Origin of the sequence: Chromobacterium aquaticum, from assembly GCF_021129195.1 — a bacterium.
In the GTDB taxonomy this organism is placed as follows: domain Bacteria; phylum Pseudomonadota; class Gammaproteobacteria; order Burkholderiales; family Chromobacteriaceae; genus Chromobacterium; species Chromobacterium aquaticum.
In genome coordinates, this window is sequence record NZ_JAJOHW010000135.1 from 1 (window position 1) to 17,863 (window position 17,863).

General features: G+C 63.8%; 19 protein-coding genes. 4 read left to right on the top strand and 15 right to left on the bottom strand.

Annotation, left to right across the window (positions count from 1 at the left end):
• Positions 1 to 114: 114 nt before the first annotated feature.
• The 13 genes from LQT98_RS19165 to flgB form a co-directional block, all read right to left on the bottom strand.
• The gene (locus tag LQT98_RS19165; protein ID WP_048411440.1) at positions 115 to 1,020 is read right to left on the bottom strand and encodes an ion channel; all 906 of its coding nucleotides are present in this window, start codon (positions 1,018 to 1,020) and stop codon (positions 115 to 117) included.
• Between the two features lie 123 nt (positions 1,021 to 1,143).
• Entirely contained in the window at positions 1,144 to 2,181 is a 1,038-nt protein-coding gene (locus LQT98_RS19170) for a hypothetical protein (protein WP_231464388.1), read from the bottom strand.
• An 11-nt stretch (positions 2,182 to 2,192) separates the two neighbouring features.
• On the bottom strand, positions 2,193 to 3,101 hold the full coding sequence (gene flgL, locus LQT98_RS19175; protein WP_048411438.1) for a flagellar hook-associated protein FlgL: 909 nt from the start codon (positions 3,099 to 3,101) through the stop codon (positions 2,193 to 2,195).
• Positions 3,102 to 3,111: 10 nt separating this feature from the next.
• Positions 3,112 to 4,479 (bottom strand): flagellar hook-associated protein FlgK, encoded by a 1,368-nt coding sequence (gene flgK, locus LQT98_RS19180; RefSeq protein WP_048411437.1) that lies wholly within the window; start codon positions 4,477 to 4,479, stop codon positions 3,112 to 3,114.
• An 8-nt stretch (positions 4,480 to 4,487) separates the two neighbouring features.
• Positions 4,488 to 4,934, bottom strand: a complete 447-nt coding sequence (locus tag LQT98_RS19185; RefSeq protein ID WP_048411436.1) for a hypothetical protein — start codon at positions 4,932 to 4,934, stop codon at positions 4,488 to 4,490.
• On the bottom strand, positions 4,934 to 6,034 hold the full coding sequence (locus tag LQT98_RS19190; RefSeq protein ID WP_156183971.1) for a flagellar basal body P-ring protein FlgI: 1,101 nt from the start codon (positions 6,032 to 6,034) through the stop codon (positions 4,934 to 4,936). Before LQT98_RS19190 ends, LQT98_RS19185 begins: the two co-directional genes overlap by 1 nt.
• Positions 6,035 to 6,152: 118 nt before the next feature.
• Entirely contained in the window at positions 6,153 to 6,803 is a 651-nt protein-coding gene (gene flgH / locus LQT98_RS19195; protein ID WP_048411434.1) for a flagellar basal body L-ring protein FlgH, read from the bottom strand.
• Positions 6,800 to 7,588: a flagellar basal-body rod protein FlgG gene (flgG, locus tag LQT98_RS19200; protein WP_231464390.1), complete on the bottom strand. Its 789-nt coding sequence runs from the start codon at positions 7,586 to 7,588 to the stop codon at positions 6,800 to 6,802. Before flgG ends, flgH begins: the two co-directional genes overlap by 4 nt.
• Positions 7,589 to 7,652: 64 nt before the next feature.
• The gene (locus LQT98_RS19205; protein ID WP_231464392.1) at positions 7,653 to 8,384 is read right to left on the bottom strand and encodes a flagellar basal body rod protein FlgF; all 732 of its coding nucleotides are present in this window, start codon (positions 8,382 to 8,384) and stop codon (positions 7,653 to 7,655) included.
• Between the two features lie 16 nt (positions 8,385 to 8,400).
• Complete coding sequence (locus LQT98_RS19210; RefSeq protein ID WP_048411431.1) at positions 8,401 to 9,579, bottom strand: flagellar hook protein FlgE; 1,179 nt, start codon at positions 9,577 to 9,579, stop codon at positions 8,401 to 8,403.
• 37 nt (positions 9,580 to 9,616) lie between these two features.
• The gene (locus tag LQT98_RS19215) at positions 9,617 to 10,300 is read right to left on the bottom strand and encodes a flagellar hook capping FlgD N-terminal domain-containing protein (RefSeq protein ID WP_231464394.1); all 684 of its coding nucleotides are present in this window, start codon (positions 10,298 to 10,300) and stop codon (positions 9,617 to 9,619) included.
• A complete protein-coding gene (gene flgC, locus LQT98_RS19220; protein WP_231464397.1) occupies positions 10,297 to 10,722 on the bottom strand; it encodes a flagellar basal body rod protein FlgC in 426 nt (141 codons plus the stop codon). The genes LQT98_RS19215 and flgC overlap by 4 nt, the downstream gene beginning before the upstream one ends.
• Positions 10,723 to 10,725: 3 nt before the next feature.
• Entirely contained in the window at positions 10,726 to 11,085 is a 360-nt protein-coding gene (gene flgB, locus LQT98_RS19225; RefSeq protein WP_048411428.1) for a flagellar basal body rod protein FlgB, read from the bottom strand.
• Positions 11,086 to 11,220: 135 nt separating this feature from the next.
• Between flgB and flgA the strand changes: the two genes are divergently transcribed.
• Positions 11,221 to 11,937: a flagellar basal body P-ring formation chaperone FlgA gene (gene flgA, locus LQT98_RS19230; RefSeq protein WP_231464399.1), complete on the top strand. Its 717-nt coding sequence runs from the start codon at positions 11,221 to 11,223 to the stop codon at positions 11,935 to 11,937.
• A gap of 211 nt (positions 11,938 to 12,148) precedes the next feature.
• Here the strand turns inward: flgA and LQT98_RS19235 are convergent, their stop codons facing one another.
• Positions 12,149 to 12,853, bottom strand: coding sequence for a glutathione S-transferase N-terminal domain-containing protein (locus LQT98_RS19235; RefSeq protein ID WP_231464401.1), 705 nt, complete (start codon positions 12,851 to 12,853; stop codon positions 12,149 to 12,151).
• 272 nt (positions 12,854 to 13,125) lie between these two features.
• Between LQT98_RS19235 and LQT98_RS19240 the strand changes: the two genes are divergently transcribed.
• Entirely contained in the window at positions 13,126 to 14,454 is a 1,329-nt protein-coding gene (locus LQT98_RS19240; RefSeq protein ID WP_231464403.1) for a methyl-accepting chemotaxis protein, read from the top strand.
• Between the two features lie 98 nt (positions 14,455 to 14,552).
• On the top strand, positions 14,553 to 15,752 hold the full coding sequence (locus LQT98_RS19245) for an NnrS family protein (RefSeq protein ID WP_231464405.1): 1,200 nt from the start codon (positions 14,553 to 14,555) through the stop codon (positions 15,750 to 15,752).
• Between the two features lie 20 nt (positions 15,753 to 15,772).
• Here LQT98_RS19245 and LQT98_RS19250 read toward each other — a convergent pair whose 3' ends face one another.
• Positions 15,773 to 16,978 carry an EAL domain-containing response regulator gene (locus LQT98_RS19250; RefSeq protein ID WP_082151164.1) on the bottom strand — a complete coding sequence of 402 codons (1,206 nt, stop codon included), beginning with the start codon at positions 16,976 to 16,978 and terminating at the stop codon, positions 15,773 to 15,775.
• Between the two features lie 337 nt (positions 16,979 to 17,315).
• Between LQT98_RS19250 and LQT98_RS19255 the strand changes: the two genes are divergently transcribed.
• Positions 17,316 to 17,863 (top strand): PAS domain-containing protein (locus LQT98_RS19255; protein WP_231464408.1); only part of this gene is annotated, 548 nt, incomplete at its 3' end.

Sequence of the window (17,863 nt, forward strand, 5' to 3'; positions counted from 1 at the left end):
AGGAGGCGAACTATACGTCACCACCCCACACCCGTCAACACCTTTCACCACAAAAAATCACTGAATTCGACTAAGCCTTTGAATCTCAATAACACTACCGGCAACGACACACGCTCAGTCTTCACCAAACCGGCCGGAATCCGGCGACAGCGGCCTCACTTCCTGCAGTTTCTGGTAGTCGACATGGTCGTTCTCTTCGGCATCGGTATAGATCAGGTCGGCGAAAGCATGGTTCCAGCGTATGTCCTGGTGCGAGAAGGTATGGCGCGCCACCATAGGCTGCACGGTGGTTTCGTCTATGCCGTTGATGGACAGGATAAGCTGCGCGCGGACGGCCGCCAGCGACTCGGCGTCTCTTTCATATAAGGGACTAGCCTCGTCAAGCTTGTGCACCAGGGTCCAGCCCAATACGAACATCGGATGCTGCTCGCGCACCAAGGCCAGGTCGTGCAGCTTGCGGAAGCTCACGCCCTCGGCGCTGACCTCATCCTGCAACAGCCGCAGTCGGGCGCTGGCGTCGATGATCACATTGTTCCTGGCGTTGGCGGCGCGCAGCATCAACGCCGGCTCGCCGTTCAGCATGCGCACCACCGGGCTATGGGTGAACACGATGCGCGCCCGCGGCCGCGAGAAGCGGGCGAAGCTGACGCCGGTGATCAGCGCGATGCTCATCATGCCGATGAAGATTTCCAGCATCGAGATCCAATGGGTATACAGGCTTTGCGGATGCATATCGCCGTAGCCGACGGTGGCCAGGGTTTCGACGCTAAAGAAGAAGGCTCCGAGAAAACCCTGCGGGTACTGGTTGGCAATGCCGCCGGCCTGTGCCTGGTAGAGCCCGGCGAACAATAGATTCAATGCAATGAAGGCGGCGGCGATGAATAGATAGAAGCGCGGCCAGCTGATGGTCATGCAGAAATGATAGAGGTCGTGCAGCGAGTGGCGCGGCACGCTGTGGAGGTACACGCTGCGGCCGCCAACTTCCACGCGTCGGGCCGGCTTGTTGCCGCTGGTAGTCATGAATCGCCAAGCCGTTCTTGAGATGGGAATGGCTGATTGTGTGAAGATCGCGGACTGGCGTCAATGAAGCCAAAGATCATCGACGCCCTGGAGTCCATTCAATGCTGGCCGCTGGCACCGTGTCTAGCTGAGCGACAGCAGCGACAGCACCCGGTAACGGCTGACGCCGATCAGCGCCGGCACCAGTTCATAGAAGTTGCGATAGCTATCCGGCTGGTTGAGCCGGGCATTGAAGTCGGATACGAACTGGCTGGCCCAGCTCTGCTCATTCATATGCGACAGTTGCTCGATGGAGTGCTGCGCTTCGGCGATCGCGCTATTGATCGCGGCGCGGGTCTGATGCAATTGACCGATGGAGCGCACCACATTCTGCAAGGCCTGACGCACCTGGGCGTGATCGTCGACTTTCCAGCGCTCGGGCTGGAAGGCTTCCGCCTCCGGCTGCAGCTTCAGGCGCTGCGGCACGCCGCCGGGAAAGCGGACGCCGCCGCCGCGCACGGTCATGCGCTCATTCAAGGCGGCCCATTGCGCTTCCGGCACGCTGAATGCCAACTGGCCGTCTTCATTGACTTCGGCGCGCACGCCGCCGCCGGCCAGGGCGCGATTGAAGCGACGCAGGACTTCCTCCTCCCCCACGCCGCCCCCCACTTGCACCGAGGCTGGCGCCGCGCCGGATTCGCCGGTGGAAAACACCAGGGTTTCGGCCTGGCCGCCGGCCAGCGCAGCCAGCTCCAGTCCTTTGACGGTGAAGCCCTGGCGCGAATCGCCGGCCAGATGGAAGCGCAACTGGCCATCCAGGCTGCCGCCGCTGGCCGCCTGGCGCTGGCGCCACTGTGCGTTGAATTGTTCCAGTTGGCGTTGCAGCTCGCCCTGATTGAGCTGACGCTGAGTCAGTTCCCGGCTGAGGCCGGACTTGACGCCTTCGAGCTGACCCAACAGGCCGTCGACAAAGGACAGCGCTTGCTGCGCCGAGGTCAGTTGCTCATTGAGCTGGGCGCTATAGCGCCAGCCCGAGGTCGGCGCGCCGCGCACTTGCGCGGCCGGCTGCGCTTGCGGCGCCGGCGTGCGCTCGATCGTGGCGGCGGCGGCGACCGCGCCGGCGTCCTTGCCCCAGCGCTTGCCGCTTTGCTTGACGTTGACGGAGGAAATCGGTGTGTTCATGCCAGGCTCGATCAGATCACGTCAAACAAGGACAACTGGCTGACACGACCATAGGCCTTTTGACTGGCTTGCAGCGCCATGGTGTAGCCGCCCAACTGAATGAAGGCATCGGCGTAATCAAGGCTGCCCAACTTGGTCATGGTCTGTTTATTGGAAAGGCTGACATTGTCGTGATTGAGAGTCAGCGTTTTCATGATGTTCTGCGTGCCGCCCAGTTGGGCGATCTTGCTGGAGATGCCTTCCAACGCCTTGTCGCTGGCGTTCATCGCGCTGCGAATGTCGGCGGCCACGGTCGGATCCTTATTGTCCAGCGCCGGGTCTTCCAGCCGGCCTATGGTCTTGTCCAACTGGTTCAGGATCTCGGCCATGTTTTCCAACGTGACATTGGAATCCTGGGTGATGCCCTCGCCCACCACCACTTGCTGCTTGTCGGTATTGCCAGCGAAGCTGTAGCGGCTGCCCGCCGGCTGGGCGGCGTCGTAGGCGATGGCCGCCACCGCGGGCTTGGAGCCGGAGAACATGTAGCGACCCTCGGCGTCCTTGGTGTTGGCGGAGTAAAACAGGCTTTCGCGCAGGCTGCGCAGCGGCGTCGCCATTGCCTTGAGATCGTCCACCGGCGGGTTGTTGGCGGCGGCGGTCAACAGGTCCTTGGCGTCGCGGATGTCCAGGCTGATGCTGTCGAGTATCGACTCGTTCTTGGACAGCGTGGAACTGAGCGCGCCGATGTTCTGCTGATACTGGTCCAGCGCCGCTTCTTCGCGCTGCAGGCGCAGCAGGCGCACGCTGGCGATGGGGTCGTCCGACGGCGCCAGCAGCCGATCGCCGCTGGACATGCGCTGCAGCATCTCGGCCAGGGCGGAGTTGCTGGTCTGCATCGCCAACTGCATGGTGGACAGGTATTGATTGCTGGAAACGCGCATGCTGTCTTCCTTACAAGATGGACAAGGTGCTTTCGAACAGCTGGTTCGCCACGCTGATCACCTTCATATTGGCCTGATACATTTTCTGGAACTCCAGCAGGTCCATCGCCTCTTCATCGCGATTGACGCCACTGGTGTTGTGCCAGCTCTTTTCCGCCTCGGCGCGGATCACCTTGGCGCTTTCCAGGCCGGATTTGTTCTGTTTGCTGCTGACCGCCAGCTTGCCCACCATTTGCGAGTAAGCATCGCCTATGGTGACGGCGCCAACGCCGGGCATGGTGATCTTTTGCTGCTGCAGGCCGATCACCGCCAGCAAATTGCTGTTGTCGCCGGGCTTGGCCGGATCGCCGGAGAAGCCCAGTTCAGCCGAGGTGATGCCGCTGGTTTTCAGGATGCCGTTGACGCCGGAGGCGTCGTAAACGAACAGCGGCTTGCCCGGCTGACCGTTATTGTCATAGCCCTTGGCCAGTTGGTCGTTGACGCGCTGCGCCATTTCGCTGGCCAGGGTTTTCACCTGAGCGCGCATCGGGCGCACGGTCTGGATTTCGTATTGATTGAGGCCGCCCAGCTGGCCGCCCAGGCCGTCGCCGGCCAGGGTGTATTTGTCCTTGGAGAAATTCAGCGTCAGCACTTGGCTGCCATCCGGCTGGCTGGTATTGCTCAGCGTGGCCGCCTGGGTGTCGGCCACCAGCGGCAGGCCGCTCTTGAGGCTGACGTTCTTGCTGCCGTCCGGCTGCGACACCACGCGCACTTCCACCAGGGCCGACAGCGAGTCTATCTGGCGGTCGCGCTCGTCTTCCAGGCCTGAGGTATTGGTGTCTATGGCCTTGCCGGCGGCGATCTTGGCGTTGAGGTCGGCGATATTGGCCACCGAGCTATTGATCTGGGTGACGGTGGCGGAGCGTTGCTCGGCGATGGCGGCCAGTTGCGAGCCGAACACCTTGTCCAGGTTGTTGAAGCGCTGCGCCAGCGCTTCCGCGCTGCGGATCACCGGGTCGCGCATCGCATCGCCGGACAGGCTGGCGGCGCTAAGCGCCTGGAAGAACTGGTCGAAGCCGGCTGACAGGCTGCTGCCGTCGCGGCCCATCACTTGCTCCAACTGACCGAAGTAAGGATTCTGCGCCACCAGTTCGCCCTGGCTGGACGCCGCCTGCCACAGCTGCAGGTTCTTGAAGTCGTCGTTGAAGCGGCGCACCGCGTTGACCACCACGCCGGAGCCGGCGCTGTACGGGTCGCCGCTGCCGGGCATCAGCGCGGTCAACACCACGCCCTGGCGCGAGTAGCCGGGGGTCATCTGGTTGGCGATGTTCTGGCTGACGGCGTTCAGCGCGGCCTGGGAGGCGACGGCGCCGGTCAGCGCGTTGTCTATCATGCGCATGGCGATTCTTACCTTTTATTCAGCGGCAGCAGCGGCGGAGCGAAAGCGGCCAGGCCCTGCGCATCCGGCAGCGAGCCGGGGTTCTGCTTATCGCTTGCGACCGGCGCGCCGCCGTTCTTAAGGTGAATATTGCCACCCTCTTCCGGCAACAGCTGGCGCAGGATGGCGTTGGCGACGCCGAACACCCGTTGCTTGGCCAGTTGGTCCGCCACCGCGCCGTCGGCGAAATCCATCATGTCGCCATTGATGGAGTTGGCGAAGATGCTGTCCTCGCCGGCGATCTCGCGCGTGGTCTTGCGGATCTGCTTGAACATCTCGCGCACGAATTGGGCCTCGAACTGCTCCGCCGCGGCGCCGGCCTTGCGGCGGTATTCCGGCGAGGCCGGCTGCACCGCCGGCTCGTCCTTGGCGTCGGCCGGCATCGCCAGCGCTGCTTGTATGTTTTTGCTTTCCATCAGATCACCACCAGTTCGCCGTCGATCGCGCCGGCCTGATCCAGCGCCTGCAGTATCGCCATGATGTCGTCCGGCGTGGCGCCGGTGCTGTTCACGGTGTCGATGATGGCGCGCAGGCTGGCGCCGGCCGGCCACTTGAACATGCGGCCGGAGCCCTGATCCACGTTGACGGTGGAATTAGGCACCGTGGTGGTCTGGCCGTTGCTGAACGGGCCGGGTTGGCTGACGCTGGGGTTTTCCGAGATCACCACGCGCAGGCTGCCGTGCGACACCGCCGCCGGGCGCACGGTGACGCCCTGGCTGATCACCACGGTGCCGGTGCGCGAGTTGAACACCACGCGCGGCACTTCGCTGCCGACGCCGACATTGACCTTTTCCAGCCGCGCGACGAAGGCGACGCGCTCGGTGGGATCCAGCGGCGCGCGCACCTGGATGGTGGTGGCGTTGCGAGTGCTGGCCACGCGGCCAAAGCTGGCGTTGATGGCCTTGACGATATTGGTGGCGGTTTCGAAATTGGGCCGGCGCAGGCTGAGGCGTACGCTGTCGCCTTCTTCGAAGTCGCTGGGGATTTCGCGCTCGATGGACGCGCCATTGGGCACGCGACCGGAGGTGGGGGTGTTGACGGTGACGCTGGAGCCGCTCTTGCCCTGGGCGGAAACGCCGCCCACCACCACATTGCCCTGGGCCAGCGCGTAGATTTCACCGTTGGCCGCCTTCAACTGGGTCAGCAGCAAGGTGCCGCCACGCAGGCTCTTGGCGTCGCCCAGCGAGGACACGGTGACGTCTATGGTCTGGCCTCGGCCGTAACCCGGCGGCAGGCTGGCGCTGACCATCACCGCCGCCACGTTCTTGACCTTGGTGTCGGTGCGCTCCGGCATTTTCAGGCCGAACTGCTTGAGCATATTGGCCACCGACTGGCCGGAGAATTTGACCTGGGAGTTGTCGCCGGTGCCGTCCAGGCCCACCACGATGCCGTAGCCGATCAACTGGTTTTCGCGGATGCCCTCCACCGTCACCAGATTGCGCAAGGGCTGCGCCGTCGCCAGCGTTGCCGCCAACAGCAGCGCCCATCCCGTCATTTGCTTGATAAAACCGTGCATGATCCGCCCTGAATGATTCTGTGATTGCGCATGCGCGCCCCGAAGGCCGCATACGCGAACGGCGGACGCCCGTCAGCGCCCGCCTGTTGTCCCGCCCGAACTCCCCGCCGCCCGCCGTTCAGAACGGCATCAGCGGGCTGGCGAAGAACTTCATCAGCCAGCCGGGTTCGTTGGCGTCCGACAAGGCCCCGCGACCGGAGTAGCCGATGCGCGCGTTGGCGATGCGCAGCGAGGACACGCGGTTGTCGGTGTCGATGTCTTCCACCCGCACATAGCCGGCCAGGCGCAGGAATTCCTCGCCCTGGTTCAGCACCAGCTGCTTTTCGCCCTTCACTTCCAGCAGGCCGTTGCCCAGCACCTTGTGCACCACCACGGTCAGCGCGCCGGACAGCATGTTCTGCTGGGTGGAGGTGGAGGAACCGTTGAAATCGCGGCTGGCGTCCACGCCCACTTGCGCGCGGAAGGTGGTATTGCCCAGCAGCGACGGCGCCACGCTGGCGCCGGATTTCTTGCCGAAACTGGTGCCGGCCTTCTTGCTGGCCTGGGTGGTTTCTTCCAGCACCACGGTCAGCACGTCGCCGGGACGGAAGGCGCGGCTGTCCGAGGTCAGCGATTGCGCGCCGGCGACGGTGAACACGCCGCCGCCCTTGCCGCGCTGCGGCTGCTGCAGCAATTCCGGCAGCGCGAATTCCTGCGTGGTCTGCGGTGGAATCGGCTGCGCGCAGCCGGCCAACAGCAAGGCGGACAGCATCAGGGCCAGCAGTTTCATCGCGCCGACTGCGCCAGGTACTGCATCATATTGTCGGCGGCGCTCAGCACCTTGGTGTTCATCTCATAGGTGCGCTGCGCGGCGATCATGTCCACCATCTCTTCCACCACCTGGACGTTGGAGCCTTCCAGCGCGCCCTGCTTCAGCTTGCCCAAGGAGCCGGAGCCCGGCGCGTCGGCGGTGGCATCGCCGCTGGCGGCGGTTTTCTGGAACAGATTGTCGCCCAGCGCCAGCAGGCCGGCCGGGTTGACGAAGCTGGCCAGCTCGATCTGGCCAGCGGTTTCCAGCGTGCTGCTGCTGCCGCGGGTATAGCTGACGGTACCGGTTTCGCTGATGGTCACCGAGGACGCATCGCCCGGAATGGTGATGGACGGTTCCAGCGGCAGGCCTTGCGGGGTGACGATGGCGCCCTGATCGTTGCGCTGCAGCTGGCCGGCGCGGGTATAGCCGGTTTCGCCGTTGCTCATCTTCACCTGCAAAAAGCCCTGACCGACGATGGCCACGTCCAGCGACTGATTGGTGGTGGTCAGCGGGCCGGGGGTGAACACCTTCTGGGTGCCCACCAGCCGGGTGCCGTTGCCCAACTGCACGCCCAAGGGCGCGGTATTGTCCTGGTCGGTCTTGCCGCCCGGCTGACGATCCACCTGGTAGAACAGGTCCTCGAACACCATGCGGTCGCGCTTGAAGCCGACGGTGTTGACGTTGGCGAGGTTGTTGGCGATGGAGGTCAGGCGCGCGTCCTGCGCCTGGATGCCGGTCTTGCTCACCCACAAAGCTGGATTCATGTTTCGATTCCCCGATGGTTTGCGCCGTCGACCTTGGCCGCGGCGCTGTTATTGGAATGCCGGATCAGGCGCGCACCAGGCGGTTGCCCGCCTCCACCATGTCGCTGGCGGAGTTGAACAAACGCATCTGCATTTCAAAGTTGCGGTTCAGCGTCATGGTGGCCACCATTTCTTCCACCGCCGACACATTGCTGCGCTCCAGGTGCTCACCCTGCACCTTGACGGTGTCGTCTGCTGCCAGCGCGCCGCCCTGGCGGCTGATCACCAGGCCGTTGACGTCCTTGGCGATGTCCTGCGGCTGCGGCTTGACCAGCTTGAGCTTGTCTATCGGCTGCATTTCGCTTTCGCCAGCGGCCAGCACCGAGATCACGCCATCGCTGCCGATGTGCAGCTTGACGTAGTCGGGCGGCACGGTGATCTGACCGCCGTCGCCCAGCACCGGACGGCCGTTGATGCTCAGCTTGCCGTCCACATCCGCCACCATATTGCCGGCGCGGGTGTAGACCTCCTTGCCGTCCGCTCCTTGCACCGCGAGGAAGCCGTCGCCCTGCACCGCCACGTCCAGGTCGCGGCCGGTTTGCACCACCGCGCCGCTGCGCATGTCCACCGCGTTGGCGCCGTTCTGGCTCAGGTGGCGCGCGTCATAGCCGTAGCCCGGCACCGCCTGGCTGGTGCTGACGCCGATGTCGGCGCGGAAGCCGCCGGTTTCGGCGTTGGCGATATTGTTGGCATGAATCTGCTGCGCCTTGAGCATGCGGTCGGCGCCGCTCATCGCGGTGTAGATCAGTGCGTCCATTTATTCGTGCCCCGCCTTAGACCGCCTGCATCAACGCCTGGATGGTCTGGTTTTCGGTGGAAATCACCTTGGTGTTGGCCTGGTAATTGCGCTGCGCGGTCATCAGGTCCACCAGTTCCGAAGTCATGTCCACATTGGACTGTTCCAGGGTGAAGGCCAGCAGATTGCCGGACAGGCCGGCGCCCGGACGCGAATACACCGCGGTGCCGGAACCTGCGGTTTCCACCCAGCTGGTTTGCGAGGTCGCTTGCAGCGCGGATTCGTTGGGGAAGTTGGCGATGGCCAAGGTGCCCACCACCTGCTTCTGGCCATTGCTGTAAGCCGCCACCACATCGCCGTTGTCGTTCAGGCTGGTGCCGGTCATCGAACCGGACGGGTAGCCATTGCTGGCGTTCAGGGTCTGGCTGCTTTCGCCGGCGAACTGAGTGGTGCCGGTGTAGTCCAGGTTCACAGACAGCGCGGAGGCGCCGGCCGGGGTACCCAGATTCAGCGCCACCGGCGCGGTGGGGCTGGTCAGCTTGCCATCGGTGTCGAAATTCAAGGTGGCGGTGGTGGCCAAATCCGCGCCGTCCAGCGTGTAGTGAACGGTGATGGCGCCCGAACCGGTCTTGCAGAAATACTGGGTCAGGTTGTGCTTATTGCCCAGGGAGTCGTAAACCGTGGACACCGCCGAGCTGTTGAAGGTGTTCTGCGCCTTGTCGAACGGCATGGTCTGCACGCTCCAGCCCGCCGACATATTGCCGACGTATTGCAGCTTGTCGCTGGCCTTGGCCGGGATGTTGCCGTTGGGGATCTTGATGTCGCCGAAGGCGCCCAGCGCATTGCCATCGGCCTTGCCGTAGCCTTGCACGCGGCGGTTGTAGCCATCCACCAGGTAGCCGTCTTTGTCGGCGGTGAAGATGCCGACGCGCGAATAGGCCATGCCGCCGTTCAGGTCGCGGCTGACGAAGAAGCCGCGGCCGTCGATGGCGGCGTCCAGCGGACGGCCGGTACGCACGGTATTGCCGTTGCGCGCCATGTTCTGACTGTGGCCGACCACTTCCACCCCCATCGGCTGCGCGCCGGCGTAGGCCGCGGAAAAGCTGGTGCGGCTGGATTTGAAGCCGTAGGTGCCGGTGTTGGCGATGTTGTTACTGATATTGCCCAGTTGGTTGTTGACGGCGTTGATGCCGGACAAAGCAATGTCGAAACTCATGGTCGCTCCAAAGTTTTAGGTATCTTGAATCGGCGCTTCAGGCCTGGGTTTTGCCCAGCAGACGGGTGATGGCGGAGGCGGGGAATTCGCCGAGACCGGCCAGCGTCAGCGTCGGTTCGCCGCCGTTGATGGGCAGGCGCACGCCGGACACGGTGGCCAGCATTTCCAGCCCGGCCTTGGATTTGGACGCGGCGCGCACTTCCAGTTTGTACTCGCCCTCCACCAGGCCATGCTTGCTTGGATCGACGTTGAAATCGAACTCGCCGGCCGGGCGCTTGCCCAGATCGATCACGGTTTCCTTGCCGCCGGCGTCGGTCAGCACCAGCGACACCTGCTGTTCTTCGCCGGACAGGGTCACGCGGCCGGACAAGGGGTCCTTGCCGCTCAGGTGCGCCTGATCGGCCTGTACCAGCACTTGGCGTCCCACTTGCGAGCCCAGCGACACCCCCTGCAGTTCGCGCAGCATCAGCGCATTGCCCTGCAATTGCTTGAGCATGTCGACGGAGCTCTTCATCTGGCTCATCTGCGCCAGCTGGCTGACGAACTGCGAGGCGTCGGTGGGATCCAGCGGGTTCTGGTTCTGGATCTGCGCCAGCAGCAGCTTCATGAACATATCGTCCATGCCGGTGCTCTGGCCGGCGGCCGGCGCCACTGCCGGATTGGAGCCATTGGAGGCGGCGGACTGGCTCTGCTGCCCGTTTTGCGCGGCGTTCACGCTCATGCGTTGTCTCCCAGTTTCAGCAGGTCCTGCTGCATGCCCTTGACTCGGGCCAGCACTTCCACATTGGTCTGGAACGCGCGCGAGGCCGACAGCATGTCGGTCATCTCTTCCACCGCGTTCACATTGGAATAGAAAACATTGCCGTCGGCATCGGCCAGCGGATTGCCTGGCTCGTGCGCCTTGCGCACCGGCTCCTGGTTCTGCACCACGTCCAGCACGCCGACGCTGGCGCCGCGCCAGCCGTCAAAACCGTCTCCGCCGCGATATTGAGTGGCGAACACCGGTTTGCGGGAACGGTAAGCCGTTTGCTCGCTGCCGGCGGCGGTGTCGGCGTTGGCCAGGTTGCTGGCCACGGTGTTGAGACGCACCGTCTGCGCCGTCATGGCGGAGCCGGCGATGCGGGAAATATCGCGGAAGGACATGGTTTACTGACCTGCTATCACTTTGGCCAGCCCTCGAAACTTCATGTTCAGGAAGGCGAGACTGGTCTGGAATTCGGAAACGTTCTGCGCGAACTCGGCCTGCTCCACGCCCAACTCGACGGTATTGCCGTCGCGCGCGGGATGATTGGGCCGCCGGTATTGCAAGTCGCCGGACGGCGAATCCAACGGAAACGCGGCGTCGTCCGCCGAGGCGGCCAAGGCCGTTTTGAAGTCGATGTCCCGCGCCTGATACCCCGGCGTGTTCTCGTTGGCGATATTGGACGCCAGGATGCGGGTGCGCTCCGCTCGCAACTGCAAGGCAGCCGGGTGAACGCTCAATGCTTTATCAAGGTGCAGACCCATTGCCTAGATCCATGCGCTTCTCTACCATGTTTAAACATCGGCTATCTAATTCACATTAAATGGCCGCTCGATTGAAAAGCGATACTAATAACCGCACCCCCTCACGTATACGGGATAATTACCAAGTCATCTGTAATGGGAATTTTCACACCCTATTGGCATCAAACCGCGCCGCTATTGGCCGCGCTGCTCATCCTGCCCGGCGCTCGCACGCTGGCGGCCCCCTATCCTGCCGCCGCCGCGGTGGAACATAACGCACGCACGCTGCTGCTGCAGAAAGCGGAAAAAGCCGGCTTGGAAGCGCCCCGCATCAGCGTCAAGGCCTTGCCGCCACGCGGCTTCAACGCCCCGCCCTGCCCCGAGCCAGTGCGCGTCGTCGCGCTGGACGAGCGCGCGCCCAGCCGCATGCGGCTGCAGGCGCGCTGCGACGCCGCCGGCTGGGACGCCGAATTCATCGTTCGCGCCGAAATCAGCGCCCGCGTGGCGGTGGCGGCGCGCGACATCCCGGCGCGCAGCCTGCTGGACGCCGGCGACATCGAATGGATGGAGCGCCCGGTGCTGGACCCGGCCGACATGGTCGGCGCCAAGACCAAGCTGGAAGGCTTGAGCAACCGCACCGCGCTGCGCCAGGGCCAGCCCTTGCGGCTCAAGGCGCTGGAAGCCAGCCTGCTGGTCAAGCGCGGCGAGGAAGTGCGCATCGTCGCGCGCAACAGCGGCATCGAAGTGGTCGCCGCCGGCGAGGCGTTGGGCAATGGCCGCCAGGGCGAGATCATCCGCGTGCGCAACAGCGCCACCGGCAAGGTGATACGCGCCCGCGCCAGCCAGCCGGGCGAGGTCAGCCCGGTGGACTAAGAACCTGTTCAAGGTCTGCTTCGCGTCGTGAGACGTCACACGGTGAGTACCGTCTTCGAAATGCTCATGTACCAACCGTACATTCCGCTTTCTCAGCCGCAACGCCTTGTCTCGCCTTAGCTCGCGAGACTTTGAACAGGCTCTATGCAAATGAAAAGCCCCCGGACGGGGGCTTTTTCATACGCGGGCAAGGCCATCTGAAACAGGCGGTTTACGATCTCGCCGGAATCGTCAGCCCGCGCTGCACCGCCGGCCGCGCCAGGAAGGCGTCCAGCACCCGCGTCACCTGCGGGAAATCCACAATCGACACCAATGCGCCGGCATCGTAAAAACCGATCAGATTGCGCACCCAGGGGAAGATGGCGATATCGGCGATGCTGTAATCGTCCCCCATCATCCACTGGCGGCCGCTCAAGCGCTGGTCCAGCACCGCCAGCAAGCGGCGCGACTCGTTCACATAACGGTCGCGCGGCCGTTTGTCCTCGTAATCCTTGCCGGCGAATTTATGGAAAAAACCGAGCTGGCCGAACATCGGGCCGATGCCGCCCATCTGGAACATCAGCCACTGAATGGTTTCATAACGCGCGGCGGGGTCGCGCGGCAGCAATTGGCCGCTCTTTTCCGCCAGATACAGCAAAATGGCGCCGGACTCGAACAAGGCCAGCGGCTTGCCGCCCGGGCCGCGCGGATCGAGGATGGCGGGAATCTTGTTATTGGGGTTCAGCGACAGAAACTCCGGCGACAACTGATCATTGCTGTCGAAGCTGACCAGGTGCGCCTCATAAGGCAGGCCGGTCTCTTCCAGCATGATGGACGCCTTGACCCCGTTGGGCGTGGCCAGCGAATACAGCTGGATACGTTCCGGATATTTCGCAGGCCATTTGCGAGTGATGGGAAAGGCGGATAAATCGCTCATGCGCGCTCCATTGAGTTGGACGGGTGGGTTGCGCGCCCATGATAAGCCCGGCTTTTGCATTTGTCTTAAATCAGCAGCCAATCAATGGCGAGATGTTATTGACGCAATAGCTGGATACACTCTTAATCCGTGCCTATGGCCAATGCCGCCCAGTAATAAGAAATTCATTCAAAAATAAATTTCCCTTTTAAATCATGTGGAATGTATTAGTTTGAAATGAGCTTGGCGTGCTCCACTGGCACTCCTGTATCGCAATTAGAATGGAGGCAGCCATGCCCTTTTTCACCGGAAAACTGAAGGAGCAGCTCAACGAGCTGACCGGCCAACTGGACGGCCTGCGCGGCATGCTGTCCGCCATCGACCGCTCGATGGCGATGATACAATTCACCCCCGACGGGGTGGTCACCAATGTCAACGACAACTTCCTGCGCACCATGGGTTACCAGCGCGATGAAGTGATAGGCAAGCCGCATCGGATCTTCTGCGACAAGAGCTATGTCAGCAGCCCGGCTTATGCAGAATTCTGGCAGCAGCTGCGACGCGGCGAGCCGGTCAACGGCCGCTTCAACCGTTACGCCAAGAACGGCGAGGAGATCTGGCTGGAGGCCAGCTACACCCCGGTGCTGTCCAGCAACGGCCAGGTGTGCGGCGTGGTCAAGGTGGCGTCCGATATTACCGAGCAAGTACACCAGGAGCAGAACGACCAGGCGATCCGCCTGGCGATCAGCCGTTCGATGGCGCAGATCGAATTCGATCTGGACGGCAATATCCAGGATGCCAACGAGAATTTCCTCAATACCTTTGGCTATACGCTGGCCGAAATCCGCGGCAAGCCCCATCGCATGCTGTGCGACGCCGACTACGCCGCCAGCCAGGACTACGCCGAGTTCTGGCGCCAGCTGCGCCAGGGCAAGTTCTTCCAGGGCCAGTTCAAGCGCCTGAGCAAGAACGGCCAGACCATCTGGCTGGAAGCCACCTACAACCCGGTGTACGACCTCAACGGCAAGCCGGTGCGGGTGGTCAAGTTCGCCCAGGACATCAGCCGCCGGGTGCAGCAACTGCAGGCCCAGGCCGAGAACGCCCAATCCGCGGTGGAAGTGTCGGTCAATACCGAGCAGCTATCGGTCAAGGGCAGCGCGGTGCTGGAACAGGCGGCCAGCGAAATCACCAAGGTGGCATCCAGCGTGGAAAGCTCCTCCGTCATCATCACCAAGCTGGGCGACAGCTCCGGCCAGATCGGCACCATCATCAGCACCATCAGCGAGATCGCCGACCAGACCAATCTCTTGGCCTTGAACGCGGCGATCGAGGCGGCGCGCGCCGGCGAGATGGGCCGCGGCTTCGCGGTGGTGGCCGACGAAGTGCGCAAGCTGGCCGAGCGCACCAGCCAATCCACCGGCGAGATTTCCGGCATCGTGCGCAGCATCCAGGAAGATTCCAAGTCCGCCATCACCTCGATGCAGCAAGTGCGCGGCCTGGCCGACACCAGCCTGCAGCTGTCCGAGCAGGCGCGCGACTCCATCGCCGAGATCCGCGCCGGCGCCAAGGAAGTGGTGCAAGTGGTGCGCGACGTGTCGGAGTTGCTGCAGCAGCGCGCCTGAGCCGGGAAGGCAGGCTCGGAAAGCCTTGATCCAAATCATGTCCGCGCCGGCTTCGGCGCGGCGATACTGAGGTGCCCACAAGTCTTATCGAGTCCGCGATGAAACACCCCCACCCCGCGGCGATGCTGGCGCAAGCGCCGCATCGCGCCGCCTTTCTGCCCGGCATGCTGTTCGCCATCCTGCTGCTGGCCGCCTGGAGCGCCGAGCTGGCCAGCCGCCTGCTCGGCGTCCACGCCGCCTTGACCGTGCCCGCCTCGCTGGCCCATGGCTTCCTGATGCTGTTCGGCTTCTTCCCGCTGTTCATGACCGGCTTTCTGTTTACCGCCGGCCCGCGCTGGCTGGGCGTGGAGCCGCCAGGCCGCGTCATCTTCATCGGCGTGCCGGCGCTGCTGGTCGCCGGGCTGCTGCTATGGCTGGCCGGACTGTGGCTGGGCATGGCCTGGACCCTGGCCGGCCACGCGCTGTACACGCTGGGCTTCAGCGGCCTCATGCTGACTTTCGCCTGCCTGCTGCTGGCGAGCCCGCAGCCGGACCGCCGCCATGCCTGCGCGGTGCTGGCGGCGCTGTGCTGCGGCGTGCTGGCGCTCTTGGCCGGCGGCTACTGGCTATTGTTCCAGGACGGCCGCGGCTGGCTGTGGATGCGCAATCTGGCGCTCTGGGGCTTCCTGCTGCCGGTATTCCTGACCGTCTGCCACCGCATGCTGCCTTTCTTCTCCGCCAACGCGCTGCCGCTGTACCAGCCGTGGCGGCCGGGCTGGCTGCTGGCGGCGATGCTGGCCGGCTCGCTAGGCCACGGCCTGCTGGACGGCTTCGGCCTGCCCGCTTGGCCGCTGGACGCGGCGATGGCCGCGCTGCTGGCCTACGTCAGCTGGCGCTGGCGGCTGGTGGCCGCGCTGCGGGTGCGGCTGCTGGGCATGCTGCACCTGGCCTTCGCCTGGCTACCGATAGGCTTCGGGCTGTATGCGCTCAATGGCTGGCTGGCGTCGCCGCGGCTGGCGCTGGCGGCGCTGCACGCGGTCACCGTAGGCTTCTTTCTAACAATGATGATTGCCTTCGTGTCGCGGGTGACGCTGGGCCATTCCGGCCAGCCATTGCAGGTCGGAACCGGCTTGTGGCGGCTCTACCTGGCCGCGCACTGGCTGGCGCTGACCCGGGTGGCCACCGAGATGCTGCCCGGCGTCTGGTCCGGCTGGCTGTACGGCGCGGCGGCCCTGGGCTGGCTGCTGACGCTGGCGGCCTGGGGCCGCGCCTTCCTGCCCAGCTACTGGCGGCCACGCTCCGACGGCAAGCCGGGCTGAGAAGCAGCCAAACCCTTGGCTCAACCCTGGCCGCGCCGCCGCAGATAATCCGGCACCCGTTCCGCCGGCATCGGCCAGCCCAGCAAATAGCCCTGCACGTAATCGACCCCCAGCCGCGCCATCAGCTGCAGGTCGGCCTCCTCGCTGACGCCTTCGGCCACCACCTGGATATTGCGGTCCTTGGCCAGCAGGATGGTGGACTCCAGGATATCCCTGGCCACCTCGTCCTCGGCCGCGCCGGCCACCAGCGATCGGTCTATCTTGATCGCGGTCACCGGCAGCTCGCGCAAGTACTGCAAGCCGTTGTAGCCGGAACCGACATCGTCCAGCGACACGCGAAAGCCGGCCATGCGCAGCCGGATCGCGTTTTCCAGCGCTTGGTAGATATTTTTCAAGCGCTGGGTCTCGGTCAGCTCCAGCGTCAGCAAGGCCGGCGCCATCCCCATTTCTTCCACCGCCGCCGCCAGGCTGGCCGGCAATTCGGGGTTGCAGAACTGACCGGCGGTAAGATTGATCGACACCTTGAGGCCCGACAACGTCAATTGCCTGCTCCAGCGCCGGTAATCCGCCACCACCGCGCGGAAGATGGCGAAGAACAAGGACTCGTCCAGGCCGTAATGCTCCAGGCCAGGCAGGAACTCCGACGGCTCCAGCACGCCGCGCGTCGGATGGTTCCACCGCGCCAGCGCCTCCACGCCCACCACCCGCAGCAAACCGGGATCGGCCTGTGGCTGATACCAGGGCACAATCTCTCCACGCTGCAAGGCCAGCTCCAGCTCGCTACGCTCAAAGCCGGGCAACTGCGAATTCCACGCCGGCCGCCGCGCGACCGCCTGCCACAGCTTGCACAGCTGCTCCATCGACAAGGGCTTGTTCAAGCTGCCTATCACCGGCAGGTTGTAAAACGAGGCCACCCGGTAGGCGCCCATCAGCATGTCCTTGGACAAGGTGCTGTTGAACACGATATGGGGAACATGCGGCAGCAAGGCCAGGTGGCGCAGCAGCAACACGCCGTCCATGCCCGGCATATTGAGATCGCTGATCATCAGGTCGTAACGGCGCTGGACTAGCAAATCCAAGGCCGCGCGGCCATCCTGCGCCTCGTCTATGCTCTCGATGCCGATCTCGCGCAGCGCCTGCTTCAGAGCGAAACGCTGCAGATCGTGATCGTCCACCACCAATACCCGCATGGGCCCCACGCCCAGTTTGACACTTGCTGGTTCCATAGCTTTTCTTGCATCCAAGTCGGATGCGCCATTTTCCTCACGCGGACATCGCAAAAGAAATAGGAAGATGCTTATTTTGCCCGGCCTTTTCCGGGCTTTAACTCACTGAAAACATCAACTTCGCATCAAACTTGACTGCTTGACGGCACAGTTTTGTTCTATATCTGCATTGGAGGCGGTAAACGCAAAATTTCAGTGCAATCAATGAAATAGCGTGGACATTAATCAATCTCATTTAGATTGACCCGGATGGGATTTCAGCCTTCCGCTCCCGGCCCGCCACAGGCGCGTGCCGGATCGCCGTTGCGCGGCGCTGACCAAGACTGGAGCCGGACCCATGAAAAAGAATCTTCCCGTGGACAGCACCGAGGTGTTCTTGCTGCCCCATCGCCCCATCGTCACCAAGACCGACCTGAAAGGCCAGATCACCTACGCCAACCGCGCCTTCATCGACATCAGCGGCTTTAGCGAGGACGAACTGGTCGGGCATTCGCACAATGTCGTGCGCCACCCGGACATGCCGGCCGAAGCCTTCGCCGACCTCTGGGCCACCATCAAGACCGGCCGCCCATGGAAAGGCCTGGTCAAGAACCGCACCAAGCAAGGGCATTTCTACTGGGTGGAAGCCTATGTGACGCCGATCTGCGAAAACAGCCGCCCGGTGGGCTATATGTCGGTGCGCAGCGCGCCCACCAAGGAGCAGACCGCCGAGGCCGATCAGCTCTACGCCCGCATCCGCGAACGGCGACAGGCATTTCCGGAAACCCGCCACGTCAGCCCGCCAACGTTGGCCTCGAGCCTGCTGCTCGCGCAACTGCCGGCAGCCGCCCTGGCGCTGGCAGCGGCGGCGGCGGACGGCCCCGCGCGGCTGACCCTGCTGGCGCT

Coding starts and splice junctions, on each gene's coding strand:
- LQT98_RS19165 (WP_048411440.1), bottom strand. CDS start 1,020: ATGACTACCAGCGGCAACAAGCCGGCCCGACGCGTGGAAGTTGGCGGC.
- LQT98_RS19170 (WP_231464388.1), bottom strand. CDS start 2,181: ATGAACACACCGATTTCCTCCGTCAACGTCAAGCAAAGCGGCAAGCGC.
- flgL (WP_048411438.1), bottom strand. CDS start 3,101: ATGCGCGTTTCCAGCAATCAATACCTGTCCACCATGCAGTTGGCGATG.
- flgK (WP_048411437.1), bottom strand. CDS start 4,479: ATGCGCATGATAGACAACGCGCTGACCGGCGCCGTCGCCTCCCAGGCC.
- LQT98_RS19185 (WP_048411436.1), bottom strand. CDS start 4,934: ATGGAAAGCAAAAACATACAAGCAGCGCTGGCGATGCCGGCCGACGCC.
- LQT98_RS19190 (WP_156183971.1), bottom strand. CDS start 6,034: ATGCACGGTTTTATCAAGCAAATGACGGGATGGGCGCTGCTGTTGGCG.
- flgH (WP_048411434.1), bottom strand. CDS start 6,803: ATGAAACTGCTGGCCCTGATGCTGTCCGCCTTGCTGTTGGCCGGCTGC.
- flgG (WP_231464390.1), bottom strand. CDS start 7,588: ATGAATCCAGCTTTGTGGGTGAGCAAGACCGGCATCCAGGCGCAGGAC.
- LQT98_RS19205 (WP_231464392.1), bottom strand. CDS start 8,384: ATGGACGCACTGATCTACACCGCGATGAGCGGCGCCGACCGCATGCTC.
- LQT98_RS19210 (WP_048411431.1), bottom strand. CDS start 9,579: ATGAGTTTCGACATTGCTTTGTCCGGCATCAACGCCGTCAACAACCAA.
- LQT98_RS19215 (WP_231464394.1), bottom strand. CDS start 10,300: ATGAGCGTGAACGCCGCGCAAAACGGGCAGCAGAGCCAGTCCGCCGCC.
- flgC (WP_231464397.1), bottom strand. CDS start 10,722: ATGTCCTTCCGCGATATTTCCCGCATCGCCGGCTCCGCCATGACGGCG.
- flgB (WP_048411428.1), bottom strand. CDS start 11,085: ATGGGTCTGCACCTTGATAAAGCATTGAGCGTTCACCCGGCTGCCTTG.
- flgA (WP_231464399.1), top strand. CDS start 11,221: ATGGGAATTTTCACACCCTATTGGCATCAAACCGCGCCGCTATTGGCC.
- LQT98_RS19235 (WP_231464401.1), bottom strand. CDS start 12,853: ATGAGCGATTTATCCGCCTTTCCCATCACTCGCAAATGGCCTGCGAAA.
- LQT98_RS19240 (WP_231464403.1), top strand. CDS start 13,126: ATGCCCTTTTTCACCGGAAAACTGAAGGAGCAGCTCAACGAGCTGACC.
- LQT98_RS19245 (WP_231464405.1), top strand. CDS start 14,553: ATGAAACACCCCCACCCCGCGGCGATGCTGGCGCAAGCGCCGCATCGC.
- LQT98_RS19250 (WP_082151164.1), bottom strand. CDS start 16,978: ATGGAACCAGCAAGTGTCAAACTGGGCGTGGGGCCCATGCGGGTATTG.